A 26,240-nucleotide genomic window follows, 5' to 3' on the forward strand; every position below is an offset into this window, starting at 1 on the left:
GGCCTGTCGCGCGTGATAGAGGCGGCGCGCCATGTCTCCTTCGCTCTTGCTGCTGTCCCTGTTGTCGACCGTGCCCCAGGTGTCCGAGTCAACCCCGGAGGCGTCCTCGTGGCAGGCCCGTCTGTCCTTCCTGGCGAGTGACCCGAACGTGGACCGTTCGGGCTCCACGACCAGCTGGAACGCGGCGCTGGATGCGCGCTCGCCGGAGCTGACGGCGGGGCTGCGCGCGGAGGCGGAGCTGTCGTTCTTCGTGAACGCCAACAACGCGCAGGGCGTGAGCTTCGCGGACAATGGGAGCAACTTCCGGCTGCGCTACCGTCCCGCCGCCTGGGCCGCTGACGAGAGCCTGGCGCTGAGTGTCTTTCCGCTGAGCTCCACGCGGGTGTACCTGGGCTCCGTCTACCCGGTGACGTGGGGGCGGGACGTCTTTCCCTCCGGTGACAGCAGCAGCGAGCCCGCGGTGGAGCTGCGGCTCGTGCGTCAGCGCTGGGCGGCCTTCGTGGCGCTCAAGTCCGCGGAGTTGACGACGTGGGAGCTGGAGCGGGCGCGGCACTACGCGGTGCTCGCGGGCGGACAGGTCGAGCTCGCGCCCGGGCTGCGGGTGGAGCTGGAGGGGATGTACGTCGACCGGGGGGACAGTCCCGGGCTGGCCAACATGGGGCGTGAGCTGTCGGTCATCCTGCGAGGTGGCTCCGCTCGGGTGTTCTGGAGCCGGGGCGAGCCCATCGGCGACAACGTGGACCTGTCGCTCTTCCGGGGGGACCCCACCTTCTTCGAGCGGTTCTTCACGCCCTCGGCGTCCTCGACGGGGGTCTCCGCGTCGCTCTCGCTGGAGGGCAGCCTGATTTCCCAGGACCTGGAGGACGGGGACGGCGGCTTCGGCAAGCTCACCGAGACATCCCAGGCGGCGGCCCTGGATGGACGGCTGCGACTGGGGGCGTGGCGCTTCCATGCCCTGACCTGGTTCCGGACGGCGAGCTTCCTCCAGATGGATGGGCCCGGCTTCCCTCCGTTCATGGCCTTCCCGCGCGACGCGGACCCTCGCGTCGAGGTCTCCGGCTCGCTGGGCGTCGACTACCACCTGCCAGACTGGGGCCTGACGCCCGGCCTGCTGGCGCGTGTCTCCTTGCCGGCGGCGTTCAGCTCCGCCGAGGCGCTGGGGGTGGACCGGGTCTTCATCGTCCAGGGACGCAACCAGTTCCAGGTGCTGCCGGTCGGCGAGGACCGCGCCAGGGTTCTCACCCTGAAGGCCACGGCGAGATGGGACCTGGGACGCGTGGCTGGTGTCGTGGGCGAAATCTCCTACGTGAATGACCCCAACCAGACGGAGTTCCGAGACGACGTGACGGGGGTGGCGCAGCCCGTCTTCATCAAGGCGAGCGCGTGGGGTGCCACGGTGATGCTCCAGGCCCGTTTCTGACAGGCTTTCGAGCCAGGCGTGGCGCTCACGAATTCCTGATGTGCTGTGTTCTCTGAAAACGAGACACAAGAAATGGTTTCGTGGCGCAAGGAGTGGTCAGCCTTCACCCAGGTTCGCTGGCGCTCCGCGCCGTCGACATGTTCCAATGCGAAGCATGCGAAGACTCATTTGCATGCTGTGGGCGGTCCCGCTGCTGGTGCTGGCGGGATGTGGCAGTGACTCGGACTCGTGCGACGACAACACGTCGCCGGAGACCTACAAGGAAGCCAAGCGGGTGACGTGTTCGGGCACGGCGGACGCGGACGTCGCCTGCTGTGGTTACATGGGTGACGCGTGCAACTACACGCTGTGCCGCAAGAGCGTGTGCGGGGACTGGGTCGAAGAGTCCTACGTCTGTCCCTGAGCCTGGGTTGATGCTCGTTTCCGGGGCCGGGCCCCCGGGGATGGGCGGTCGACCGTGTCTATCTTGGCTGTGGTTGGGAAGTCGCCGTGGGTGTCCCCCGGGACTGTGCCCGGTGGTGTGAGGCCCCGCGCTTCCTTCGGAGCGTCTCGACTCGCGAAGCGAGGGACGCATTCCTCCGGGTGAGCACGGGGCCTTCGTGCGTCCGTGCAACTAATTGCGACGCTTGTTCGCCAGGAACTCCTCGGCCCAGCGCTTCACCGTGTCCGCCGCGTCGGTGCCGTCGGACGCGCGCAGGGCCGCGGCCAGCGTGGCCGGATTGGTGGAATCATCACCCTGGGCGGCCGTCTGGCCCTTCTTGCGAACCCAGACGCGCGGACCCGCGGGAGCGGCGGGCGTGGCCGCGGGCGTGGGCTTCTCCTCACGCGACTCCGAGCGACGGCGGCGCGACAGGATGACATCCGGCAGGGAGTGCGGCGCGGCGTGCTCCACCCAGGCGGAGTGCAGCCGGCCCGTCGCGATCATCTGGCGACGCTTCTGGTAGTGCGCCGAGCAGTAGCCGAGCGTGCGGACCGGTTGGCGACAGCCGATGACGGCGCAGGCGACGGGCTGCTCGACGACGGCCTCGACCTTGGGAGGAGGCTGGGGCGCGACGGGGGCCTTGGGGGCCGCGCGCGGCGTGGTGATGGGTTGCCCGCTCATGCGCTCGGACAGGCGGCGCAGCGAGGCCACCAGCGAGGCGAACGACTCCTGCACGGCGCCCTGCACGATGGACTGGAAGGCCTCATCCAGGGACGGCGTCGCCGAGGGAGCGCCGCGCGCGGGCTGAGAGCGGGTGTTTCGGGGGGAGGGGGAAACGCGACGGGCTCTAGGCATGTCGTGGCTGGCGTAGCACGGCTCAGGTGGTTCGACTATACGTGAATGTTCACCGCTCACTGGCGGGCACTCCGGGCGAGCCGTCGAGCTGACTTCACGCTGCTCGAGCATGCTGAGCACTGCAGTCGAAGCGCCGTCACGGTACACGCGGGTATCGATGTAACGCGGACGCTCGCGTTTCAATGCCTATGCAGTGGCGACGTCGCTGTCCCGATTGACGGCGAACACCGAGGCCACGGCCACTGTCGGCGGCTGCGCGCCACACTCGTCCCGTGGCTGCATGGGCAGCCTCCGTGGTGGTCGGGCAGGCCGCGGGCCTCCGGTCGAACGTAGCAACCGTGATGCGCCTGGGGCTGGACTGGGTTGCCGTGAGCGTGCTGCTCGTCGCGGGAGTCCACCGGCCCGCGAGCCATCGTGGAGCCGCTGGGCGGTTCGTCGTCGAGCTGCTCCGCCACCACATCCGAGCCGCGCGGCCATCGACGCGGTTGGAGCGGAGTGCGTCGCGATGTCGGGAGCCCGAAAAGGTGAAGGCCCCCAAGCCACTAGGACTTGGGGGCCTTCTTATTGGCGAGGAGTACGGGACTTGAACCCGTGGCCTCCGGCGTGACAGGCCGGCGTTCTAACCAACTGAACTAACTCCCCACAACTATGGGCGGAACAGGGATTGAACCTGTGACCCTCGCCTTGTAAGGGCGACGCTCTGCCGCTGAGCTATCCGCCCGAGGGCGTGTTCCGCGTTGCGACGGGGGGGCTTTTATAAAGGGCTCCCTCCACTGTCAAGCATACGTTTCGAAGGCCCTGATCATTCCGTCACCGACCGCGCGGAGCGTGAAATCGCCCGTGCGGTCGGTGAGTCATCCGCCTAGGGAGCGCTCACGACGCCCACGTCCGCGGCCTGGAAGCCGTTGCCGCTGCCATCCCGGTCATTCCGGTCGCCGAAGCAGTAGGCACCGCCGTTGAGGGCGTAGCGGTAGGCGTAGACGGTGCCGGCGGGGAGGTTGCCCGGCAGCTCAGCGGAGAACTGGTCGTTGTTGCCGCCGCCCTCCTCGCTGAGGAACGGGGCGGCAATCCAGGTCCAGCCCCCCACGCCCGGGTCCTGCTGGGCATCGCCGTAGCCCAGGTGCGCCACCAGGCCGACGCCCGCGCCGCTCTCGGTCGTGACGCCGGCCTTGTAGACCTGCCCATAGATGGTCGTGGGGTTGGGGCCCACGGTCACCGAGAAGGGCCACTGGAGGTTGCAGTACTCGATGTCCTGGTGGTTGCCGACGGTGAGGGCGTGCTGCTGACCCGGGGTGTACCCGCCCACGTCGCTGCCGTCCTTGTCGCAGTACGTCCACGCCGTACCGTCCGTGGAGTAGCGCAGGCTGACCGCACGGCTGCCCGTGTAGGCCGGGTGGATGCTGGTGGAGAACTCGTCGGTATCCGCCTCACCCTCGGCCTCGCGGGCGTACGCCGCGGCCTTCCAGGAGAAGGCCGCGGGAGTCGCGGAGGCGTCCACGTCCGCGTTGCCCAGGCCCACCTGCACCTGGAGCCCAGCGCCCGCACCCGCGCCGTTGGTGACGCCCGCCAGGCGCACCCGGCCCGTCACGGTGACGGCCGCGCCGCTGCCCACCGTCGTCCCGCTCACGCTCTGCAGCCGGCAGAAGTCCGCCGCCGCCGGCGCCTGCACCGTCAGCGTGCCGGCCTGCTCGAGCGAGAAGCCGTTGCCCAGCCCGTCCGCGTCGCAGTAGCGGTACGCGCCGCCATTCACATTGAAGCGGATGGCGAACTTGTAGCGGCCCACCGTGCCCGGGTTGGGCAGCGCGGCCTTCCACTCGTCGTTGTTTCCGTTCCCGGACTCACGGTTGAAGCTCGTCCCCGTGGTGGTCCACTGCCAGCTCGCCGCCGTCGGCTCGTCCGTCTCCGGGCCGTAGCCGACCTCGCCCTGGATGCCCGCGCCGCCGCCCGTGCCCGGAGTGACGCCCTCCATGTAGACCTGGGCGTAGATGTCGATGGGCGCCTGGCCCACCTGGTACACCTCGTTGGGGGGAGGCTCGTTGGACTCGCCGCCCAGCTTGCACCAGCCCACGGAGATGTCCTGCGCCGCGCTCACGGTGAGCGTGCCCGTCTTCTCCGGGTCGAAGCCCGTGGCCCCGCCGCTGTTGCCGTCCGAGTCGCACAGCAGGTACGCGCCGTCGTTCACCTTGAAGCGGTAGGCGAAGCGATAGCTGCCCTCGGCGCCCGGGTTGGGCAGCGTGGTCTCGAACTGGTCGTTGTTGCCGGACTCGTCCTTGTAGGCGGCCGTCGTCGTCCAGTTCCACTGCGCGGACGTGGCCGGGTTCTCACCGGCGGGGCCCCAGCCCAGCTGCCCCACGATTCCCGCGCCGGCGCCCGCGCCCTGCGTCACGCCCTGCACGAACACCTGCGCCAGCACCTTGCGGGTGCCCGCGGCGCCCGACGCGTACGTCACCGTCTCCGGGGTCTGATTGTCCGCAGGGCCCAGCTTGCAGAAGCCGATGACCTTGGGCACCACCACCTCGCCGGTGACGGTGAGCTGGCCCAGCTTGTCCAGCTCGAACTCCTGGCCGCCGTCATCCACGCCGTTGCCGTCGCACACGCGCACCGGGCCGCCGTTGCCGCTGAAGCGCACCGCGTAGCGGTACTCGCCGTTGGTGCCCGGGTTGGGCAGCGTGGCCTTCCACTCGTCGTTGACCTGGAAGTTGTCCTTGTTGAACGCGAGTGCCGTGGACCAGTTCCACAGCTGCGAGGTGCGCGGGTCCTCGCCCGCCGGCCCCCAGCCGAGCTGACCGGACAGGCCCGGGCCCGCGCCCACCTTGTCCGTCACCCCTGCCATGTAGACCTGCGCGTAGACGGTCTTGAAGCCCGACGTCTGCGTGGTCTGGTAGTTGATGACCTCCGGGTCCTTCTGGTCCTCGCCAATCTTGCACCAGCCCACCGGCGGCTTCGGCGCCTCGGTGCCCACGGTGAGCGTGCCCAGCTTGGCCAGGCTGAACGTCAGCTCGCCCTCGGTGCTGTCGTTGACGCCGTCCGCGTCACAGACACGCCAGGCGTTCTCACTGATGCTGAAGCGGAAGGCGAGCTTGTACTGGCCCTCGGTGCCGGGGTTGGGCAGCTCCGCCTCCCACTCGTCGTTGTTGCCGTGCTCGGCCTTGTAGACGGCCGGAATCCAGGTCCACGCCGCGGAGTCGCGCGGGTCGGTGTCCACCGGGCCGTAGCCCAGCTGCGCCACCAGCCCCGAGCCCGCGCCGGCGCCCTGGGTGATGCCCGCCGCGTACACCTGGCCCTGCACCTTGAGCAGCGTGGTGTCCGTGGGGCGGTAGAACAGCTCCGGGTTGGCGCGGTTCCCGTCCGGGCCCAGCTTGCAGTAGTCCACGCGCGGCCGGGAGATGAACACCCGGCGCAGCATGTTCTCCGCCACGCCGTTGGCCATGCCGTCACCGTCCGCCATCACCCACGTGGTGCCGCCGTCGATGGAGAAGCGAATCGTGATGACCCACTCGCGGCTCTCCCCGCCGATGGCCGGCTGGAGCAGCACGTTGCCCTTGTAGATGTCCGCCTCGCCGCTGTCGGAGTCGCCCTCGTACGTGGCCTCCTCCCAGGTGTAGCTGTCCTGCTGGAGCAGCGCCGAGTCCGCGGGCGCGAAGCCCACCTGCGCGCGCACCCCGCCGCCCTGGCCCACGCCGCGCGTCAGGCCCGCCACCGTGATCGCGCCGCGCACCAGCACGCCCACCGGCTGGCCGCCGCTGACCGCCTCCGTGTTGCCGTTGATGACCTCCGCCTGGTCGATGTTCCTGCCCGGCGGGCCCTCGTAGGTGAAGCCCTTCACCAGCACGCCGTAGGCGCCGTCGGGGTTCACCACCCGCACGTCCACCTGCGCGGTGGTCGCCGTGGGCGAGTAGCCATAGATGCGGAACGCGTTGACCACCACGACGCGCAGGGCTTCCTGCTCGCCGAGGTAGAGCTTCGCGCCGTCCTTGAAGCCGGACCCGTAGACATTGATGAGCGTGTTGCCCGCGATGGGACCGCCCGAGGGGGTGATTTCCCTCACGGTGGGCGCGGTCTGCTCGGAGGGCTGGTTGCCCTCCTTGTCATCACCACAGGCCACGGCGAGCAACGGCAACACGAGAAGAAGGGACCGCAGACAACGGGACATCGGCCATCACCCCTTGACGCCGCCGGCGGTCAACCCGCCGACGAGGTGCTTCTGGAGAGCGAAGAACAACGCCATGACCGGCGCGGACACCACGAGCGCGCAGGCGGCGAACTTGCCCCACTCCACCTTGTACTCGCCCACGTACCGCTGGAGGGCGACGGGCAGGGTGAAGCGGGTAGGGTCGTTTATCAGCGTGGCGGCGAGGACGAACTCGTTCCACGCCGTCATGAAGGAGAACAGCGCCGTCACGGCCAGCGCGGGGCGGGCCAGCGGCAGCACCACACGGAGGAACACCTGGAGGGGCGAGGCCCCGTCCATCACCGCCGCTTCCTCCAGCTCGCGCGGCAGCGTGTCGAAATAGCCCTTCAACATCCAGATGCAGAAGGGCAGGGCGGTGGTGGCGTACACCAGCACCAGCCCGGTGAGGCTGTCGAGCAGCCGCAGCTTCTGCAGGATGCTGTAGATGGGCACCAGCATCAGCGTCGCCGGGAACATCTGGGTGATGAGCAGCGCCTGCATGCCGCCCTCCTTCCCCGGGAAGCGGAAGCGCGACAGCGCGTATGCCGCCGTCACCGCCAGCGTCAGCCCCACCACCGTCGTCGCGCCGGACACGATGATGCTGGAGAGCACCTGCCTGCCGAACACCCACCGGCCATGCACGTCGGTGCTCAGGAGCACCTCCCGGAAGTGGTCGAACGTCACCGCGTCCGGGAAGGGGTTGGCCGTGAGCGACAGGCCGTCCGACGGGGACAGCGCCATCTTCACCACCCACAGCACCGGGTAGAGCGTCACCATGCACATCAGGCTCAGCCCGGCGTGGATGAAGGCCATCTTCAGGCCCGAGGGCTTCTTCATCACGCCGCCTCCTCGGTGCGCATCAGCCGCTTGGTGAAGACGGACCAGCCCAGCAGCACCACGAAGATGAGCACCGAGTACGCCGCGGCGAAGCCGTACTGCTCGTTGCGCTGGAAGGCCCAGCGGAACGCCTCGGAGACCAGGATGTCGGTGGCGCCGCCCGGCTCGCCTCCGGACACCAGGTAGATGATGTTGAACATGTTGAACGTCCACACGCTGCCCAGGATGACCGCTGGCAGCATGGCGGGCTTGAGCAGGGGCAGGGTGATGTGCCGGAACTGCGTCCAGCGGCTGGCCCCGTCCACCTCCGCGGCCTCGTAGAGCTCCGGGGGAATCGACTGCAGCGCGCCCAGCGCCACCACCATCATGAAGGGGAAGCCCAGCCACGTGTTGGTGGCCACGTTGGCCGCGAACGCGGTGGAGAAGCGCGTGAACCAGCTCACCGGCTCCAGCCCCAGCGCCACGAGCAGCCCGTTGATGGCCCCGAACTGCTGGTGGAACATGCCCTTCCACATCAGCGCGGTGATGTAGTTGGGCACCGCCCACGGGATGATGAGCAGCACCCGGTACACGCCGCGCAGCTTGAGCAGCGGGTCCTTGAGCAGGAGCGCCAGCCCCAGGCCGATGCTCACGTGCAGCACCACGTTCACCGCCGCCCACAGCAGCGTCACCACCAGCGTGAAGTAGAACGAGAGAGGCTCGGTGATGCTGTAGCCACGGCTGGCCAGGATGTCGACGAAGTTGGCCAGGCCCACGAAGGTGTACTGGCCCGCGTCGTGGTGGAACAGCGACAGGCCCAGGCCCACCGAGAACGGGATGAACACCAGCACCAGCAGGCCCACCGCCGCGGGCGCCACGTACCTCGCCGCGCGGGCCACGTCCGGGTAGCGCTGCCGGAAGGTCATCCCCGGCGCGGGCCGGCGCAGCACCCACGCGGTGCCACCCAGCGCCATGACCCCCGCGAGCCCCAGCCAGGGCACGGGGTTGGCCTCGGGGGGACGCTCGCGGTGCAGCGCGCGGTACCGGCGGTCCGCCAGCGCGCCCGCGTCCTCGGGCTGGGCGCCGCCCTGGAGCACCGCGCGCAGGGTGAGCTTCATCGGCTCCCACACCCGGGCCATCTCCAGCGTGTTGGGCATGGGCGTGGCGTTCACCGCCGCCTCGCGGAACGAGGAGATGAGCGTGTCGTCCTTCACCGCCTGGAGCTGGTATGCCTGCACGTCCGCCGGGATCTGCCTGCCCACCGTGGTGCGCACCCGAGACGCCTCGCCCAGCGACAGGAAGCGCGCCAGCTGGTGCGCCCGCGGCGCCTGCTCCGTGCGGGCCGAGACGAACGCGGCCTCCACGCCGAGGAAGGGACGCAGGGGCGTGCCCGTCTCGCTCACCGTGGGCAGCGCCACCACGCGGTAGGACACCGACGGGGCAATCTCCCCCGCGAACCAGGGGCCGCTGATGATCATCGCCGCGCGGCCGTCGTTGAAGAGCGTCTTCACCAGCGCCCCGCTCACCTCCTGGGGCATCAGCTTCTCGTCCTGGAGCTTCTTCACGAACGCCAGCGAGCGCGCCATGCCCGGCGTGTCGAAGCTCGCCTTGCCCGCCTCGTCGAAGAGCTTGCCGTCGAAGCCGAAGAGGAAGGGCGCGTGGAAGTAGAAGTCCCCGCTCTCGTACGCGAGGCCGAAGCGGCCTTGCGCGGGGTTGGACAGCGTGGGCAACAGCGCCAGCAGCTCCGCCGTCGTCGCGGGCGGCCGGGGCACGAGCTTCGTGTTGACGTAGAGCGCCAGCGACTTGAGCGACATCGGATAGCCGAACACTTGGCCATCCACCTCCAGCGCCTCCACCGTGTTGGAGAAGTAGTCCTCGCGCTGGAAGGCGCCCGCCGTGGGCGCCACCAGGTTCTGCGAGTGGAAGTTGCGCAGCCGCTCGTGGTTGAAGATGAAGACGTCCGGGCCCGCGCCATGGGGGATGGCGTTGGTCAGCTTGGCCGCGTACGCGTCATAGGGCAGGGCGAGCAGGTCCACCCGCACGCCCGTCTCCTTCGTGAAGAGGTTCGTCGCCTCCAGCAGCGCCGTCTCCTCCCCGCCCCGGTACGCGTGCCACAGCTTGAGGGGCGCCGGGCCTTCCGCCGCGTGCGCGCACCAGGTCGCCGCGAGCAGCACCATGGCACAGAGTCTCCTCAAGACGCCACCTCCAGCGTCTCGCGCTGGGTGGGGTGGCGCAGAGCCTTGGCGCCGTCCTCGCTGAAGACATGCAGCGCGTCGGCGACGGGCGCGAGCGCCACCTTGTCTCCCACAGAGACGTGGGTGCCCTTGTCGAAGCGCGCGGCCACGTGCCCTGCCTCCGTCGTGACGAAGGCGTAACCGTCGAACCCCAGCCGCTCCACCGCGTCCACCGTGCCGGACAGGGGCCCCAGCGCCGCCACGCGCAGGTCTTGAGGCCGCAGGCCCACCAGCACCCGCTCACCACCTTGCGGCAAATCTTGAGGGCTCAGCAGGGTGAAGCCCTTGCCCACGAGGCTTCCGCCGTCGCGCCGGGCCTCCAGGAAGTTCATCGACGGCGAGCCCAGGAAGCCCGCCACGAACCGGTTGGCCGGGCGGTTGTAGAGCTCCAGCGGCGGCCCCACCTGCTGCAACACGCCGCCGTTGAAGACGGCCACCCGGGTGGCCAGCGTCATCGCCTCCACCTGGTCGTGCGTGACGTAGATCATCGTCGCGCCCAGCCGGCGGTGCAGCCGCGCCAGCTCTCCGCGCATCTGCACGCGCAGCGCCGTGTCCAGGTTGGACAGGGGCTCGTCGAAGAGGAACACCTGGGGCCGCCGGACGATGGCGCGTCCCATGGCCACGCGCTGACGTTGACCACCCGACAGGGCCTTGGGCTTGCGCTCCAGCAGGTGCCCCAACTCCAGCATCGAGGCGACCTCCGCCACCCGCGAGTCGATCTCCGCCTGGGGGAGCTTGCGCAGCGTCAGGCCGAAGGCCAGGTTCTCGCGCACCGTCATGTGCGGGTAGAGCGCGTACGACTGGAACACCATCGCCACGTCGCGGTCTCTCGGCGGCACGTCGTTGACCCGCTTGCCGCCGATGCTCACCTCGCCCGCGTCCACCTGCTCCAGCCCCGCGATGAGCCGCAGGAGCGTCGTCTTCCCGCAGCCGGACGGGCCCACCATGACCAGGAACTCGCCCTGTCCCACCTGAAGGTCCACGCCCTTCACGATGAGGTTGGAGCCAAACGACTTCTTGATGCCGTTCAGGGTGACTTCGGACAAGACGCTCTCGGAAAAATGGGGGGAGAACGGCCGCGCACCTTACCCGGAGCCTCGCGCTTTCCCCAAACCTCCCCGGTTGGGCGCAGTGCGTTATTCTCGACGGAAGTCATCCGGAAGTTTCCGGTGTCCGTACCAATGCCCGGAGGGGGACGGGGCGGGGATGGCCGCCTTGTCAGCCCTGGAAGTCGCTTGTTATGGAAGCCGGCACCTGGTTCGTCGAGGTCTACCCCACCGCATGAGCACTCCCCGCTGGTCCCTTCCGAGGGGCATGACCCTGGTCTCGCTGCTGTTCGCCCTCGGGTGCAGCGAGAGCGATTACGTCCGGCTGTATCACAGCGAGGCGCGTGCCCCGAGCTACACGGTGGAGGACGTGGAGTCCCTGAAGCACATGGGCGCCACCTTCGTGGATCAGGGGGTCAACTTCGCCCTGTACTCGGAGAACGCGACGCGCATCGAGCTGCTCCTGTTCGACGACCCGGAGGTGAACTCGCCCTCGCGCACGTATCAGCTCACCCGCTACGGCGACGTGTGGAACGTCTACGTGGAGGGCGTGGGCCTGGGCCAGCACTACGGCTTCAGGGCCTGGGGTCCCAACTGGGAGTTCGATCCGCGCTGGTTCCCCGGCTCCATCCACGGCTTCCGCGCGGACGCGGACGTGTATGGCAACCGCTTCAACCCGAACAAGCTGCTCACGGACCCGTACTCGAAGGCGCTGCACCGCGACCACGACTGGAGCAAGGGCAGCACCGCCAGCGGCCCCGCGCGCAACGAGGTGACGTACGCGGCCTCCGCCAAGAGCGTGCTGGTGCAGAGCGGCTACCAGTGGGGCGAGCTGGAGCGGCAGTACCGCGCCAACCGCGAGGACGAGCAGTGGGCGGGCCACAAGTGGCAGGACCTCATCGTCTACGAGGTCCACGCCAAGGGCTTCACCGCGGACCCCGCCAGCGGCGTGCGCTTCCCGGGCACCTACCGGGGCATGGGCGAGAAGGCCGACTACTTCAAGGACCTGGGCATCACCGCCGTGGAGCTGCTCCCCATCCACGAGAAGCCGCTGGATGGCGGCTACTGGGGCTACCAGACCATCAACTTCTTCGCGCCGGAGGTCTCCTACGCCGCGCACAAGCTGCCCCACCAGGTCATCGACGAGTTCAAGTGGATGGTGGAGGAGCTGCACAAGCGCGACATCGAGGTCATCGTCGACGTCGTCTACAACCACACCGGCGAGGGCGGGCTGTGGCGCGAGAAGCTGGAGTCCGACGACGTGCTGCCCGGTGAGCCGCTGGACTCGCTGGACCCGGCGGAGGTCGCGGGCCTGTACTCGTTCCGCGGCATCGACAACCAGGCGTACTACGGGCTCAACGGCGACCGGCGCACGTACTGGAACAACACGGGCGTGGGCAACCAGACGCGGCCCAACCACCGCCCCATGCGCAAGCTCATCATCGACAGCCTGCGCTTCTACGTCGAAGAGCTGCACGTGGACGGCTTCCGCTTCGACCTGGCGCCCATCCTCGGCGAGAGAGATCAGGACTACAACCGCTGGGACGACCCGAAGAACACGGTGCTGCAGGAGATCATCGACGACCCGGTGCTCCAGAAGTACAACACCCGCATCATCGCGGAGCCGTGGAGCGCGGGCGGCTGGTACTGCATGCCCATGGGCGAGTTCCCCAACTCGCTCACCCAGCCGGGCAACGGCTGGTACGAGTGGAACGGCCGCTTCCGCGACTGGTGGCGCGCGTTCATCAACCGCGACGACTGGAAGCTCAACTCCAACGAGGGCTCGCTGTGCGGGCGCCCCGGCTCCGCGGACGGCGCGTTCCTGATGTACGGCAGCAAGGAGTGGTACGTGCGCAACGGGCGCCGGCCGTACCACTCGATGAACTTCATCACCGTGCACGACGGCTTCACGCTCTACGACCTGTTCGCCTACGAGGTGAAGCAGAACAAGTGCGGCCCGCTGAACCCGGTGTGCTGCGACACGCCCAACAGCCCCTTCTGCGACAAGGTCAGCGGCGAGGACCACAACCGCTCTCGCAACTGGGGCCCCATCGGCGACGCGCGCGCGGAGAGCATGCGCCGGCAGATGATGCGCAACGCCTTCATGGCGATGATGGTCAGCCACGGCACGCCGATGATTCTCGGCGGCGACGAGTGGATGCGCACGCAGCTGGGCAACAACAACGCCTACTCCACGCGCGCGGACAACCCCTTCAACTGGTACCAGTGGGGCGCGTACCTCGCGCGCGACGAGCGCCACCGGATGTACGAGTTCGTCAAGGCCGCCATCCGCCTGCGCAAGGAGCACGCCTACGCCTTCGCGCCGCCCGACTACGAGAAGGGCTCGCCGCTGGTGTGGAAGAGCGCACAGAACAGCGAGGAGGTGGGCTGGGACACCAAGCAGCTGATGATGCACTACCCGGACACGACGCACGGCCCGGAGCTGGTGGTGCTCATCAACATGGAGCCGCGCGCGGTGGAGTTCACCCTGCCGCCCGGGCGTCAGTGGAAGCGGCTCATCGACACGCAGGCGTACTTCGACAGCCCCGAGTACCTGTCCGCCACGGGCCTGGACCCGAGGGCCACGGGCAACTCGTGGCTGGACGCGCCGTCCCCGGTGACGGGGGCGACCTACGGGGTGCCGGAGCGGACCATCGTCGTCCTGCGCGCGGAGTAGGGGCAGGCAGGCGAGGTGCGCTATAAGCGGGGCCCGTCCATGCGAGTCCTGCCAGCGCGCCTCGGCGCCCTCCTGTTGCTCCTCATCCCGCTCGTCACCCTGGCCGACGCCACGAGGGACCGCTTCGGCGCCGCGGGCTACTTCCGCATCATGACCCGCCCGGACTTCTCGGGCGGCTCCGGCCAGCTGGGCTACTACTGGCTCTACGGCCGGCTCCTCAACGAGAGCCCCTACGGTGAGCTCAACCTGCGCCTGGACGTGCTCCAGGCCGCGCCGGGCTCCGACGAGGTCTGGGCGGAGGTGCACTCGCGCTTCTCCGGCACCTCGTTCCGCTCCGCGGACCCGGGCAACGGCTCGTTCCTCAACTTCCGCGCCGACTACCTCTTCGTGCGCGCGGGCAACATCCTGCTGGACCGCGTGACGTGGCAGCTGGGCACGCTCGAGGACCGCTGGAATGACTTGCACATCTACGACCAGCGCCCGGCGACGCTGCTCTGGGACACGGTGGGCCTGTCCGGCACGTACCAGGGCGACCGCTACGACGTGCTGCTCGCGGTGGGTGACAGCGGCTACACGCTCAGGCCCCAGAAGTACAACACGGTGCTCACCGGCGCCGCGTCCTTCCGCTACCGGCTGATTCCCGGGCACCTGGAGGTCGGCCTGCGCGGCCAGCTGGGCTACGAGCCCAAGGTGCGGGGCAACCGCAACGCGCTCTACCGCTCGGAGTACGTCAACTACGAGGACTACGTGCGCCGGGAGGTGGTGCAGCGCTACTTCGAGGCCAACCCGGGCCTGGAGGACTACCTGGTGCCGGACCTGGCGCCCAGGAGCGCGCTGTCCTACCGCGCCATCGGCTACGTGGGCTTCGGCGGGCTGGGGCCGCTCATCTGGGACAACCTCTACCTCACGTTCGAGAAGAAGCACCCGGAGCAGGGCTACACGGAGCGCTACCGCAACCGCGACTGGACGGTGTTCATCGCGGACCAGACCGACGAGCGCTACGAGGCGTCGCTCGGCAACGAGGCGTACATCAAGCTCATCCCCGACAAGCTCGAGGCGCTGTGGGGCGTGTGGCTGGGCTACGCCTACAACAACGACAACGCCATCAAGCCGGGCGACGACGACCGCATCATCGCGTCCACGGTGGTGCGGCTGCAGTACTTCCTCACCGAGCGCGTGCACCTCCTGATGGAGACGAGCATCGCGCGCGAGAAGAGCCAGAACGGCAACGCGTACCGCAACCACGTGGACTCGGTGTTCACCAGCACGCGCGGCATCCCCGACGCGCGCGGCCTGGAGTTCGGCGACAGCGACACGCGCGACACGTGGCAGGGCAAGGTGGGCGTGGTGCTCAACCCCACCGGCCGTGGCATCTACGCGCGCCCCAGCCTGCGGCTGCTCTACGGCTTGCAGTACTCGTCGCAGCACGCGGCGTTCGGCAACTCGTTCGTGGACAGCCTGAACCAGTACAACCAGTACGTCGGCCCCGAGCGCCACTGGCACTCGGTGGTCGCCATCGAGGCCGAAGGATGGTTCTGAGACAGCGGTGGTTGTGGTCCCTGGTCCTCGCGCTGGTGGCCTCGGGCTGCCTGAAGCGGCAGGGGCCTCCGGTGCTGGCGCCGGAAGGGACGGTGGTGGCGGTGGCGTACATCCGCGACGACGCGCGGCGCGGCGCGGTGGCCAACGTGCCGGAGGGCGTGCGTCAGCGGGTGGCGGAGGTGCTGGCCAGGAGAAACCTCCAGGCGCGTGAAGTTCCCTACGACGAGTACGCCGCCGAGTTCGCGAAGGTGACGGACACGCAGCGCCGCTTCGCCATGCTCAAGGCCCGCGCCGGGGATGCGCCGCTGCTGCTCCTGGTGGAGACGCGGGTGACGTTCTTCGGGCAGGTGGGCGGGCGCTTCTCGTGGGACGTGTACGTGAAGACCACGGCCAACCGCGCCACGTCCTCGCTGGAGGCCACGAGCGACTCGGCGGACTACGGCGCCGCGCTCCAGTTCGACCAGCAGCGCGAGGATGACGCGCAACTGGAGGTGGCCCGGCAGATTTCGGGGCAGGCGGGCGCGCTGTTCGACTCGTTCCTCGCCTCGCCCATGCTGGTGCCGTCCACGGACGGTGGCCCGGGGCTGGTGCCCGGTCTGTCGGCGCCGGCCGGAGAGGGCATCGAGCCGGGCACGAGCACGCCCACCGAGCCGCCTCCTCCGCCCAAGCCCGCGCCCCAGCCGTACCGGGGCCAGTGGACGCCGCCGGAAGGGGACGCCATCTACTTCGTGATGGTGGACCGCTTCGCCAACGGGGACGTGAAGAACGACGGGGCGGTGGATGCGAAGGACGCGCAGGCCTTTCACGGCGGAGACCTGCGTGGCGTCATCGACCGATTGGACGGGCTCAAGGCGCTCGGTGTCCGCACGGTGTGGCTTTCACCCGTCTTCCAGATGCGGACCGACAAGTTCCATGGGTACGGCGCCTTCCACGGCTACTGGGTGGAGGACTTCGGCCGGGTGGAGCCGCGCTTCGGTGACGACGCCCTGCTGAAGGAGCTGTCCGCGGAGCTGCGCCGCCGCGACATGCGGCTGGTGCTGGACGTGGTGCTCAACCACGTGGGCCCGGAGACGCGGCTCACGCGCGAGAAGCCGACGTGGTTCCACGGGCTGGGGCCCATCGAGAACTGGAACGACTCGCGCGAGCTGGTGATGCGCGACGTGCACGGGCTGCCGGACCTGGCGGTGGAGCAGGAGGAGGTCTACCAGCACCTGCTCTCGCACTCGCTGAAGTGGGTGGACACGGTGAAGCCCGCGGGCTTCCGGCTGGACGCCGTCAAGCACCTGCCCATGGACTTCTGGGCCCGCTACAACGATGACCTGCGCGCGCACGCGGGCAAGGACTTCCTGCTGCTGGGCGAGCTGCTCGACGGCGACCCGGTGCTGCTGGCGCGGGTGATGAAGGAGGGCCGCTTCGGGACGATGTTCGACTTCCCGCTGGCCTTCGCGCTGGTGGATGTCTTCTGCCGGGGGCGCTCTCCTTCGCACCTGGGCGCCATCCTGTTCAACGACCGGTTCCAGCCTTCTCCCCAGTCGCTGGTGACGCTCCTGGACAACCACGACCTGCCCCGGGTGATGAGCGAGTGTGGCGGGGATGTGGAGAAGGTGAAGCGGGCGCTCGCGGTGCAGCTCACGGCGCGCGGCGTGCCGGCGCTGACGTATGGCATCGAAGAGGGGCTCACTGGCGCGAAGGAGCCGGAGAACCGGGGCGACATGCGCTTCACCGCGGACCATCCGCTGCGCGCGTGGATTGCCCGGTTGTTGGAAGCGCGTCGAGGCAGTGAGGCCCTCCAGCGTGGCGAGACGATGGTGCTCGCCGCCCGGGAGGACTTCTTCGCCTACGTCCGCGTGACGCCGGATGACGCGTTCTTCGTCGGCATCAACTCCGGGACCGAGCGGCGTGTCGCGTTCCTGCCCTCGGGGCTCGGGGATGGGCACGGCATCGAGCCGCTGACGGGAAAGCGCTCCATGCTGGGGCGGCTCGCGGAGTCGGCCTATTGGCACGTCGAGGTGAAGCCGGGCGAGGTGTCGCTGGTGCGGCTCAAGGCGGCCACGCCGGGCGGCCACGCGGCGCTGGTGGAGATGGCTCGGACCGGGTGGAAGGGGGAGGGGCCTCGACGCACCGTGGTGCTCCAGACGGGAGACGCGGCGGTAAGGGTGGTGGGCGGAGGCCCGGAGCTGGGAGGCTGGAAGCCCGAGCGCTCGCTGCGCCCGGAAGCCGGCGCCGTCACTCTGTCGCTGCCCGAGGGCGGGGTCTTCGAGTACAAGCTCGTGCGAGAGGACGGCCCGGGGAAGTTCTCCTGGGAGGGCGGCCCCAACCGCCTGCTTTTCGTCCCGGAGCTGAAGACGGAGGAGGGCCCCGTGCAGGTGCCCGTGGCGTGGGAGCAGCGCTCCGTGAAGGGGCCGCCTTTCCTCCGCTTCTGTCCGCCGTTGTTGGCGATGTCGACCTCCAAGCTGTGCACCGACTGACCGAGAGCCCGAAGTGAACGACCGACTCCTCCGCGCCGCGCGCCGCCAGCCCACCGACACCACGCCCGTGTGGCTCATGCGCCAGGCCGGCCGCTACCTGCCCGAGTACCGGGCCATCCGCGGCAACATCGCCTTCCTGGACCTGTGCAAGCACCCGGACCTGGCCGCCGAAGTCACCGTGCAGCCGGTGACGCGGCTGGGCGTGGACGCGGCCATCATCTTCTCCGACATCCTCATCCCCGTGGAGGCCATGGGCATCCACCTGGAGCTGGGGGACAAGGGGCCGCACTTCCCGAACCCCGTGCGCACCGCGGCGGACATCGACAAGCTGGGCGTGCCGGACCCCGTGGAGGGCACGGGCTTCGTGGCGGAGGCCATCCGCCGCACGCGCAAGGCGCTCAACGACTCGGTGCCCGTCATCGGCTTCGCGGGCGCGCCCTTCACGCTGGCCGCGTACATGGTGGAGGGCGGCGGCTCCAAGAGCTACATCCTCATCAAGCGGCTGATGTTCGAGCAGCCGGAGCTGGCGCACCGCCTGTTCGGCAAGCTCACCGACACGCTCATCCCGTACCTCAAGATGCAGGTCGAGGCGGGGGCGAGCATCGTTCAAATCTTCGACTCGTGGGGCGGCGAGCTGTCGCCGTGGGACTACGAGCGCTTCTGTCTGCCGTACCTCCAGCGCATGGTGTCCGAGCTGAAGGCCACGGGCGTGCCCGTCATCGTCTTCGGCGTGGGCATGTCCACGCACCTGTCCCTGCTCAAGAGCACGGGCGCGGACGTGGTGGGCCTGGACTGGACGCTGCCCATGGACGAGGGCCGCAAGGTGCTGGGCCCGGACGTCGCGGTGCAGGGCAACCTGGACCCCCTGCACCTGTTCCTGCCGCGCGAGGAGCTGGAGGGCCGCGTGAAGGACATCCTCCTGCGCGCGGGGCCCGTCGGGCACATCTTCAACCTGGGCCACGGCATCCTCCCGCCCACGGACCCGGAGGCCGCGAAGTTCGCCGTCGAGGCCGTGCACCGCCTGGGCACGGCGCTGCGTCAGGGCACGCTCAAGCCGTAGCGGTTTCCCGCATGTCGGCGTGGCTCCTCCACGCGCGCGGGCGTAACCGGACACGCCACAGTCCGCTCGGACTGTGGCGTGGAATGTCTCGCCGCGAGGTCCTCGAGCGGCGCGTCATCCTCTGACGGACGGGAGGGCATGGCGGTTGCTCAGTGGCCGGCCGCGGCGCGCCCTTCCTTCTTCTCGACCTGGAGTTCTCCGACGTGGCCTGGCGCGGCCGAACCCGCCACACCCCGAGGAGCTCCATGTCTTCGCCTCATCCCCGAGTCCACTTCAGCACCGTCTTCAGCATGCTCGCCCTTCTGGCTGTCACCTGGGGCGGCGCCGCGCGCGCGCAGACCTTCACCCACGGCATCGCGGACAACTTCGCCGCGCCGACCGAGGCGGTGTCGCCCAGCACGGGCATGCTCAACTATATCGCCGCGAACTACACCTATCCCGGCTCGCGTCCGTTCGACGACATGAGCATCGACCGGTGGTTCGCCACCACCTTCACCAACCTGCGCCGGCTGGGCCCCATCTGTGGCGCCACGCTGCGCATGGTGGTGCGCAACGGTGACACCAACGACTCCATGGGCCTGCTCTTCATGGGCCCCGCGGGCACGCAGCTGGCCACGGGCTGGGGCGCGTCGCTGGCGAGCCTGGGCATCCCGCTCTACGGCTCCGGCACCGTCTCGCTGAACCTGGCCGCGCTGCCCGGCGGCGTGAACCTCATCCCCACCCTCAACGCGCAGGGCTTCGTGGACGTCTTCGCCCAGGATGACTCGGCGGTGGACTTCGTCACGCTCGTCGTCACGCAGTGCCGCGTGGACGTGTACTCGAAGGACAACGGCGGCGACTTCGGCAACACGCCGACGGTGGACCCCATCTGGGTGAGCCCGGACATCCGCGTGTGCCAGAACGCCGGCTGCGTGGGCCACCAGAACCCGGAGTTCGGCCAGACGAACTACGTCTACGTCACGCTGCGCAACAACGGCCCGCTCGTACCCGTGGGCAACACGGCCAGCGGCACGCTGCACGTCTACTACACGGGCTCGGGTGGCGCGGCGCTGTGGCCCATGGACTGGGCGCCCATCGGCTCCATCTCCGTGGCGGGCATCGCCCCGGGCGCCAACGTGGAGGTGATGGTGCCGTGGAACGGCGTGCCGGCGCCGGGCCACTACTGCCTGCTGACGCGCTGGGTGTCCTCGCAGGACCCGATGACGCTGGTGGAGGCGACCAACTCCAACACGCTCAACAACACGCGCTGGAACAACAACCTGGCGTGGAAGAACGTCAACGTCGTCAACCTGTCGCCCTTCGCGCCCGTGCGTGACTTCGACTTCCGCGTGCGCAACCTGCTGCGCGACAGGCCCAGCCTGGCGCACCTGGAGATCCGCAACGGCGACGTGGATCTGCCGTCCTTCCTGGAGCGTGGACAGGTGCTCGTCACGCTGCCGACCGAGCTGTGGGACCGCTGGGGCCACGAGGGCCAGGGCTTCGAGGTGGTGGGCGAGCAGACCGTGCGCATCGTCAATCCGCAGGGCGCCCGGCTGGACGGTCTGTGGCTGGACCCGGACGGCGCGCACCACGTCAACGTGCGCTTCGTCTCGCAGGGCACCGCCGTGGAGCAGGGCCGCTTCGCCGTCGAGGTGGTGCAGCACTCGGCCAGCCCCGAGCAGCCCGACAAGGTCGAGGAGGCGGGCGGTGTCCGCTTCGACATCGTCCTGGGACCGCAGGCCGACGGAAAGAAGTAGCGAAGGCGTGTCCCTCGCGTGAGTGAGGGACGACCGAAGCACACGGGGCGGAGGCCTCACCCCCTCCGCCCCGTGGCTCCCTCGCTGGAGGAGGGAGCGCGCCAAGTGCTCGCGGATTGACTCTTGAATCAACAGAGGGTTGACGCGCCGCATCAGCGCTCATTAGAAGTGCCCCACTCGACGTCCAGGAGGGTGAGGCACACATGGCAAGCCAGAAGCGCAACAGTCACCGGAGGGTGGCCATCGTCCGGGGGCTGCGGACGCCGTTCGTGAAGGCGGGCACGGTGTTCTCCGGGCTCACCGCGCTGGACCTGGGACGGATGGTGGTCCAGGAGCTGGTGCAGCGCTCGGACCTGGACCCGAACGTCATCGACCAGCTCGTCTTCGGGCAGGTGATTCCGACGCTGACGGGGCCGTCCATCGCGCGCGAGGTGGTCATCGCGGCGGGGCTGCCGCTCAAGATTGAAGCGGCCACGGTGACGCGCGCGTGCGCGACGTCCATCCAGGCGCTGACGACGGCGGGCAACGCGATTGCGCTGGGCTACTCGGACGTGGCCATCGCCGGGGGCACCGAGGCGATGTCGGACCCGCCGGTGTTCACCAGCCGGCCCCTGGCGCACGCGCTGGCGGCGGCGTCCAAGGGGCGCTCGCTGGGCGAGAAGCTCAAGCCCTTCCAGAAGCTCAAGGCGCAAGATTTGGTGCCCGTGCCGCCCGCCATCGCCGAGTACTCCACGGGCCTGTCCATGGGGGAGAGCGCGGAGAAGATGGCGAAGGAGAACGGCATCTCCCGCGAGGAGCAGGACCGCATCGCGCTCTCGTCGCACAAGAACGCGGCGGCGGCGTGGAAGGACGGCCGCTTCGACGACGAGGTGATGCACGTGTCGGTGCCGCCGAAGTACGAGCAGACGGCCACGCGCGACAACATCATCCGCGAGGACACCAGCCTGGAGGCGCTGGGCAAGCTCAAGCCGGTGTTCGACCGGAAGTACGGCACGGTGACGGCGGGCAACGCGTCGCCGCTGACGGACGGCGCGGCGGCGCTGTTGCTCATGAGCGAGGAGCGGGCGCGGGAGCTGGGCTACGAGCCCCTGGGCTACCTGCGCTCGTATGCGTACGCGGCCACGGACCCGGGCGACCAGCTGTTGCAGGGCCCGGTGTACGCGGTGCCCACGGCGCTGGCGCGCGCGGGGCTGAAGCTGTCGGACATCGACCTCGTCGAGATGCACGAGGCGTTCGCCGCGCAGGTGGCGAGCAACCTCCAGGCGCTGGCGTCGAAGAGCTTCGCGAAGAAGGCGGGCTGGGCGGAGCCGGTGGGGGAGGTGGACCGCGAGCGGCTGAACGTGACGGGCGGCTCCATCGCCATCGGTCATCCCTTCGGGGCGACGGGGGCGCGCATCGTCACGCAGGCCCTCAACGAGCTGAAGCGTCGGAACAAGAACACGGTGATGTGCACCGTCTGCGCCGCCGGCGGCCTGGGCGCCGTGGTGGTCCTGGAGCGTGCGTGATGGCCATCCAACTCGAAGAGCTTCAGGCGAAGCAGGGCTTCTCCCTCCATGTCGAGGACGGCGTCGCCGTCGTCACGTTCGACCTGCCGGACTCCGCCGTGAACACGCTGAGCCCGGAGGTGGGCGCGGCGTTCTCCCGGCTGCTGGACGAGGCGGAGCGCGAGGCCGACGTGAAGGCCCTGGTGTTCATCTCCGGCAAGAAGGACAGCTTCGTCGCCGGGGCGAAGATTGACTACCTCCAGACGCTGAAGACGGCGGAGGAGGCCACCGCGATGAGCCAGCAGGGGCAGGCGGGGTTCGACCGGCTGGAGGCCTTCCCCAAACCTGTCGTGGCTGCCATCCACGGCGCGTGTCTGGGCGGCGGGCTGGAGTGGGCGCTGGCGTGCCACTACCGCATCGCCACGGACAGCGCGAAGACGACGCTCGGCCTGCCGGAGGTGCAGCTGGGCCTGCTTCCGGGCGCGGGCGGGACGCAGCGGCTGCCCGCGCTCATCGGCGCGCAGGCGGCGCTGGACCTCATCCTCACGGGCAAGAACGTCAAGCCGGCGAAGGCCCGCAAGCTGGGCATCGTCGACGAGGTGGTGCCGGTGCCCATCCTGCGCGCCATCGCGGTGCAGCGCGCGAGGGAGCTGGCGGCGGGCTCGCTCAAGCCGGTGCGCGCGCACGGCCAGGGGCTGAAGTCAGTGGGGCAGAAGAAGGGGCTCGCGGGCTTCTTCCAGGGACTGGCGAACAAGGAGCTGTGGGCGGAGGTGGCGCTGGAGGACAACCCGCTGGGGCGCAAGGTCCTCTTCGATGCGGCCCGGAAGCAGCTGCTCAAGAAGACGCGCGGCAAGTACCCCGCTCCGGAGAAGGCCCTGCGGGTGGTTCGCACGGGCCTGGAGTCCGGGCGCGAGGCGGGGCTGGCGGCCGAGGCGAAGGCGTTCGGCGAGCTGGTGATGTCGGACGTCTCCAAGCGGCTGGTGGAGGTGTTCTTCGCGACGACGGCGCTGAAGAAGGAGAACGGCACGTCGGACGCGAGCGTGAAGCCGCGCGAGGTGAAGAAGGTCGCGGTGCTGGGCGGCGGGCTGATGGGCGGGGGCATCGCCTACGTGGCTGGCGTGCTGCAGGGCGCGCAGGTGCGCGTGAAGGACAAGGACGACGCGGGTGTGGCGCGCGCGCTCAAGCAGGTGCAGGGCATCCTGGATGAGCGCGTGAAGAAGCGCTCGCTCACCTGGCGCGAGGCGGCGGCGAAGCAGGCGCGAATCACCGCGGGCACCGACTACAGCGGCTTCAAGTCGGCGGACCTGGTCATCGAGGCGGTGTTCGAGGACCTGAAGCTCAAGCACCGCATCCTCGCGGAGGTGGAGGCCGTCACCGGGCCCGACGCCATCTTCGCGTCCAACACCTCCAGCATCCCGATTACCGAGCTGGCCAAGGGCAGCAAGCGGCCCGCCCAGGTCATCGGCATGCATTACTTCAGCCCGGTCAACAAGATGCCGCTGTTGGAGATCATCACCCACGCGGGCACCGCGGACTGGGTGACGGCCACGTGCGTGGAGGTGGGGCGCAAGCAGGGCAAGACGGTCATCGTCGTCAACGACGGGCCGGGCTTCTACACCTCGCGCGTCCTCGCGCCGTACCTGAACGAGGCGGCGTACCTGCTGGCCGAGGGCGCGGACATCGCCGCCCTGGACAAGGCGCTGGTGGAGTTCGGCTTCCCGGTGGGACCGATGACGCTGCTGGACGAGGTGGGCATCGACGTGGCCCACAAGGTCGGCCCCATCATGGAGGCGGCCTTCGGCAAGCGCATGGCCGCGCCCAAGGCGCTGGACGGCGTGGTGGCCGACGGCCGGCTGGGCCGCAAGAGCCAGAAGGGCTTCTACCTCTACGAGAACGGAAAGAAGAAGGAGGTGGACCCCACCGTCTACGGGCTGTTGCCGCACGGCAAGGAGCGCAAGGGCTTCGATGCGTCGGAGATGGCGGAGCGGCTGGTGCTGCAGATGGTGAACGAGGCCATCCGCTGCCTGGGCGAGGGCATCCTCCGCAGCGCGCGCGACGGCGACGTGGGGGCCATCTTCGGCCTGGGCTTCCCGCCGTTCCTCGGCGGTCCGTTCCACTACGCGGACGCGCGGGGGCTCTCGGAGGTGCTGCGCAAGCTGGAGCACTACCAGGACAAGCTGGGTGAGCGCTTCACGCCCGCGCCGCTCCTGGTGGAGATGGTCAAGGAAGGCAAGACGTTCTACCCGCGCTGAGGCGTGGGTTCCCGCCGCTCCGGTGCTTGACCGGGGCGGCGTTCTGGGACCAGCCTGCCGGCCGAATGGCCCGCTCCGCGTCTCGCACCATCGCCCTGGTCGTCCTGGTCGCCGTCCTGCTCTGCAGCGCCGCCGCCGCGGCCGGGGCGTGGCGCTACTTCCACAAGAATCCGCAGAACCCCGTCGTGCGGCTCGACGAGTACGTCACCATGGGCTGGGTGGCGTGGGATTCGAGCTGGTACATGCGCATCGCGCAGGACGGCTACCAGTACACGCCGGGCGAGCAGAGCTCGGTGGCCTTCTTCCCGCTCTACCCGCTGCTCATCCGCGCGGTGGAGACCCTGGGGCCCAACGTCTATCAGGCGGGGGTGCTCATCACGCTGCTGTGTGGCCCGCTGGCGCTGGTGATGTTCACGCGCTGGGCCAGGCTGCTCGCGGACGAGGACACCGCGCTCAAGGCGGGCCTCTTGATGGCGATGTACCCGTTCACGATGTACTTCTACGGGGCCATGTATTCGGACGCGCTGTTCGTCCTGCTGGTGGTGACGTCCTTCGTGCTCCTGGAGAAGGGGCACCTGGGGCCGGCGGTGCTGGTGGCGGCGGTGGCCACGGCGGCACGGCCCGTGGCGCCCGCGGTGGTGCTGGGACTCCTGGTTCGCAGGCTCGAGTGGAAGCACGCGCGGGGCGAGAAGTGGACCGCGGTGGACTTCCTGCCGGTGCTCTCGGGGGTGGGGTTCGGCTGCTACATGCTCTACCTGTGGCACCAGTTCGGAGACCCGTTCGCCTTCGTGAAGGTGCAGGGCGCGGCGGGGTGGGCGCAGACGCCGGGGTGGAGGACGTGGCTGAAGGTGTCGTGGTTCGAGCACGTGGTGCTCAACCCCACCGACAAGCGCGAGGCGTTCCGGCTGGCGGCACACGCGTTCTTCACGCTTCTGGCGCTCGCGCTGGTGTGGCCCACGCGCAAGCTGCTCGGGTGGGGGTACGCCGTCTACGTGCTGGCCATCGTCGGGCTGCCCGCGTGGTCCACGAAGGACTTCATGGGGATGGGGCGGTATCTGCTGTCGTCGTTCCCCGTGTTCCTGACGGGGGCGATGCTCTTGCGTGAGCGGCCGCGCGTGCTCCAGGGGGCGCTGGCGGTGGGCGCGGTGTCGTTGCTCGTGTTGTCGTGGGCGTTCGGCGCGGACTACTACATCTCATGAGCACGCTCCTCGACGAGGCCCTCGCGTTGTACTCCCGGCTGCCCGCGGCCGAGCGGTTCCATGTGCATGCGCGTGCGTCCTCGGCGCCGCTGCTCGCGGTGGTGGAGCGCATGCCCGCCGGTGGCACGGTGGCGGACATCGGCTGTGGACACGGGTTGTTGTCCGCGCTCTTGGCGCTGTCGGACCCGAAGCGCGAGGTGCACGCGGTGGATCCGGACCCGCGCAAGGTGGGGTGGGCGCGCGAGGCGCTCGCGGGGCTGCCGCGGGTGAAGCTCGCGGAGGGGACGTTGGAGGAGGTGCTGGCGCCCGCGCTGCCGGGGACGTGCGAGGCGGCGGTGGTGTGCGACGTGCTCTACCTGTTGCCCGAGGAGAAGTGGCCCGGCTTCCTGCGCACGGCGCGCGGGCTGCTGCGCCCTGGCGGGCGCTTGTTGTTGAAGGAGGTGGAGGGGGATGGCTCCTGGAAGCACCGCAAGGCGCTGGCGCAGGAGTGGGTGATGGTGTCGCTCCTGGGGCGCACGAAGGCGAGCGGAGGAATGGTGCTCAAGCCTCGCTCGGCGATGCGGGCGCTCTTGGAGGACGCGGGCTTCACGGTGCGCGAGGTGGTGGACCTGGGACGTGGCTACACCACACCGCACGTGCTCTACGTCGCGGAGGCGAGTGCTCCGTAGTCGCTGGGGCCTCACGGTGCGCGCGGTGGTGGCGTCGTGGCGTCGGGCGCCACTACGTCCTGTGGGCGCTACGTCCGCGGAGGCGGAGTCCCCTCGGCGGGCACAGGGGCGAGGTGAATACGCCGAGCCGTAGAGCGCCATCGCACCGAGGCGCGCGTTGCTCATGCGAGGTGGCTGCAACGCGCGCAACCATG

16 protein-coding genes and 2 tRNA genes are annotated in these 26,240 nt (G+C 69.4%); 11 read left to right on the forward strand and 7 right to left on the reverse strand.

The genetic code is table 11. The features are described 5' to 3' along the window. Positions 1 to 31: 31 nt before the first annotated feature. The gene (locus K8625_RS04435) at positions 32 to 1,420 is read left to right on the forward strand and encodes a hypothetical protein (RefSeq protein ID WP_223745325.1); all 1,389 of its coding nucleotides are present in this window, start codon (positions 32 to 34) and stop codon (positions 1,418 to 1,420) included. A 172-nt stretch (positions 1,421 to 1,592) separates the two neighbouring features. Further along, on the forward strand, positions 1,593 to 1,823 hold the full coding sequence (locus K8625_RS04440) for a hypothetical protein (RefSeq protein WP_223745326.1): 231 nt from the start codon (positions 1,593 to 1,595) through the stop codon (positions 1,821 to 1,823). 210 nt (positions 1,824 to 2,033) lie between these two features. Here the strand turns inward: K8625_RS04440 and K8625_RS04445 are convergent, their stop codons facing one another. The 7 genes from K8625_RS04445 to K8625_RS04475 form a co-directional block, all read right to left on the reverse strand. Next, a complete protein-coding gene (locus K8625_RS04445; RefSeq protein WP_223745327.1) occupies positions 2,034 to 2,588 on the reverse strand; it encodes a cell wall protein in 555 nt (184 codons plus the stop codon). Positions 2,589 to 3,261: 673 nt separating this feature from the next. After that, positions 3,262 to 3,338, reverse strand: a tRNA-Asp gene (locus K8625_RS04450). A 7-nt stretch (positions 3,339 to 3,345) separates the two neighbouring features. Further along, a tRNA-Val gene (locus K8625_RS04455) sits at positions 3,346 to 3,417 on the reverse strand. Positions 3,418 to 3,558: 141 nt separating this feature from the next. Beyond that, entirely contained in the window at positions 3,559 to 6,849 is a 3,291-nt protein-coding gene (locus tag K8625_RS04460; RefSeq protein WP_223745328.1) for an IPT/TIG domain-containing protein, read from the reverse strand. Between the two features lie 6 nt (positions 6,850 to 6,855). After that, positions 6,856 to 7,704 (reverse strand): sugar ABC transporter permease, encoded by an 849-nt coding sequence (locus K8625_RS04465; protein WP_046715363.1) that lies wholly within the window; start codon positions 7,702 to 7,704, stop codon positions 6,856 to 6,858. Next, positions 7,704 to 9,878: an extracellular solute-binding protein gene (locus K8625_RS04470; RefSeq protein ID WP_223745329.1), complete on the reverse strand. Its 2,175-nt coding sequence runs from the start codon at positions 9,876 to 9,878 to the stop codon at positions 7,704 to 7,706. Before K8625_RS04470 ends, K8625_RS04465 begins: the two co-directional genes overlap by 1 nt. After that, positions 9,875 to 10,963 (reverse strand): ABC transporter ATP-binding protein, encoded by a 1,089-nt coding sequence (locus K8625_RS04475; protein WP_223745330.1) that lies wholly within the window; start codon positions 10,961 to 10,963, stop codon positions 9,875 to 9,877. Before K8625_RS04475 ends, K8625_RS04470 begins: the two co-directional genes overlap by 4 nt. A gap of 268 nt (positions 10,964 to 11,231) precedes the next feature. Between K8625_RS04475 and K8625_RS04480 the strand changes: the two genes are divergently transcribed. The 9 genes from K8625_RS04480 to K8625_RS04520 all read left to right on the forward strand — a co-directional run bounded on the left by K8625_RS04480 (position 11,232) and on the right by K8625_RS04520 (position 26,046). Further along, complete coding sequence (locus K8625_RS04480; protein ID WP_223745331.1) at positions 11,232 to 13,640, forward strand: glycogen-debranching protein; 2,409 nt, start codon at positions 11,232 to 11,234, stop codon at positions 13,638 to 13,640. Between the two features lie 39 nt (positions 13,641 to 13,679). Beyond that, positions 13,680 to 15,179, forward strand: a complete 1,500-nt coding sequence (locus K8625_RS04485; RefSeq protein ID WP_223745332.1) for a carbohydrate porin — start codon at positions 13,680 to 13,682, stop codon at positions 15,177 to 15,179. Next, positions 15,170 to 17,647 (forward strand): alpha-amylase family glycosyl hydrolase, encoded by a 2,478-nt coding sequence (locus K8625_RS04490; RefSeq protein ID WP_223781925.1) that lies wholly within the window; start codon positions 15,170 to 15,172, stop codon positions 17,645 to 17,647. The genes K8625_RS04485 and K8625_RS04490 overlap by 10 nt, the downstream gene beginning before the upstream one ends. A 13-nt stretch (positions 17,648 to 17,660) precedes the next feature. Continuing rightward, entirely contained in the window at positions 17,661 to 18,707 is a 1,047-nt protein-coding gene (gene hemE, locus K8625_RS04495; RefSeq protein WP_223781926.1) for a uroporphyrinogen decarboxylase, read from the forward strand. Between the two features lie 245 nt (positions 18,708 to 18,952). Next, positions 18,953 to 20,443 (forward strand): hypothetical protein, encoded by a 1,491-nt coding sequence (locus K8625_RS04500; protein ID WP_223781927.1) that lies wholly within the window; start codon positions 18,953 to 18,955, stop codon positions 20,441 to 20,443. Between the two features lie 203 nt (positions 20,444 to 20,646). Continuing rightward, on the forward strand, positions 20,647 to 21,948 hold the full coding sequence (fadI, locus tag K8625_RS04505) for an acetyl-CoA C-acyltransferase FadI (protein ID WP_223781928.1): 1,302 nt from the start codon (positions 20,647 to 20,649) through the stop codon (positions 21,946 to 21,948). Then, a complete protein-coding gene (gene fadJ, locus K8625_RS04510; protein ID WP_223781929.1) occupies positions 21,948 to 24,179 on the forward strand; it encodes a fatty acid oxidation complex subunit alpha FadJ in 2,232 nt (743 codons plus the stop codon). Before fadI ends, fadJ begins: the two co-directional genes overlap by 1 nt. 65 nt (positions 24,180 to 24,244) lie before the next feature. Beyond that, on the forward strand, positions 24,245 to 25,378 hold the full coding sequence (locus K8625_RS04515) for a mannosyltransferase family protein (RefSeq protein ID WP_141322909.1): 1,134 nt from the start codon (positions 24,245 to 24,247) through the stop codon (positions 25,376 to 25,378). After that, positions 25,375 to 26,046 (forward strand): class I SAM-dependent methyltransferase, encoded by a 672-nt coding sequence (locus tag K8625_RS04520; RefSeq protein ID WP_223781930.1) that lies wholly within the window; start codon positions 25,375 to 25,377, stop codon positions 26,044 to 26,046. The genes K8625_RS04515 and K8625_RS04520 overlap by 4 nt, the downstream gene beginning before the upstream one ends. The last annotated feature ends 194 nt before the right edge of the window (positions 26,047 to 26,240 follow it).

The sequence above is a fragment of the Myxococcus sp. AS-1-15 genome (assembly GCF_020037055.1).
GTDB lineage: Bacteria > Myxococcota > Myxococcia > Myxococcales > Myxococcaceae > Myxococcus > Myxococcus fulvus.

Coding starts and splice junctions, on each gene's coding strand:
- K8625_RS04435 (WP_223745325.1), top strand. CDS start 32: ATGTCTCCTTCGCTCTTGCTGCTGTCCCTGTTGTCGACCGTGCCCCAG.
- K8625_RS04440 (WP_223745326.1), top strand. CDS start 1,593: ATGCTGTGGGCGGTCCCGCTGCTGGTGCTGGCGGGATGTGGCAGTGAC.
- K8625_RS04460 (WP_223745328.1), bottom strand. CDS start 6,849: ATGTCCCGTTGTCTGCGGTCCCTTCTTCTCGTGTTGCCGTTGCTCGCC.
- K8625_RS04465 (WP_046715363.1), bottom strand. CDS start 7,704: ATGAAGAAGCCCTCGGGCCTGAAGATGGCCTTCATCCACGCCGGGCTG.
- K8625_RS04480 (WP_223745331.1), top strand. CDS start 11,232: ATGACCCTGGTCTCGCTGCTGTTCGCCCTCGGGTGCAGCGAGAGCGAT.
- K8625_RS04485 (WP_223745332.1), top strand. CDS start 13,680: ATGCGAGTCCTGCCAGCGCGCCTCGGCGCCCTCCTGTTGCTCCTCATC.
- K8625_RS04490 (WP_223781925.1), top strand. CDS start 15,170: ATGGTTCTGAGACAGCGGTGGTTGTGGTCCCTGGTCCTCGCGCTGGTG.
- K8625_RS04500 (WP_223781927.1), top strand. CDS start 18,953: ATGTCTTCGCCTCATCCCCGAGTCCACTTCAGCACCGTCTTCAGCATG.
- fadI (WP_223781928.1), top strand. CDS start 20,647: ATGGCAAGCCAGAAGCGCAACAGTCACCGGAGGGTGGCCATCGTCCGG.
- fadJ (WP_223781929.1), top strand. CDS start 21,948: ATGGCCATCCAACTCGAAGAGCTTCAGGCGAAGCAGGGCTTCTCCCTC.
- K8625_RS04515 (WP_141322909.1), top strand. CDS start 24,245: ATGGCCCGCTCCGCGTCTCGCACCATCGCCCTGGTCGTCCTGGTCGCC.
- K8625_RS04520 (WP_223781930.1), top strand. CDS start 25,375: ATGAGCACGCTCCTCGACGAGGCCCTCGCGTTGTACTCCCGGCTGCCC.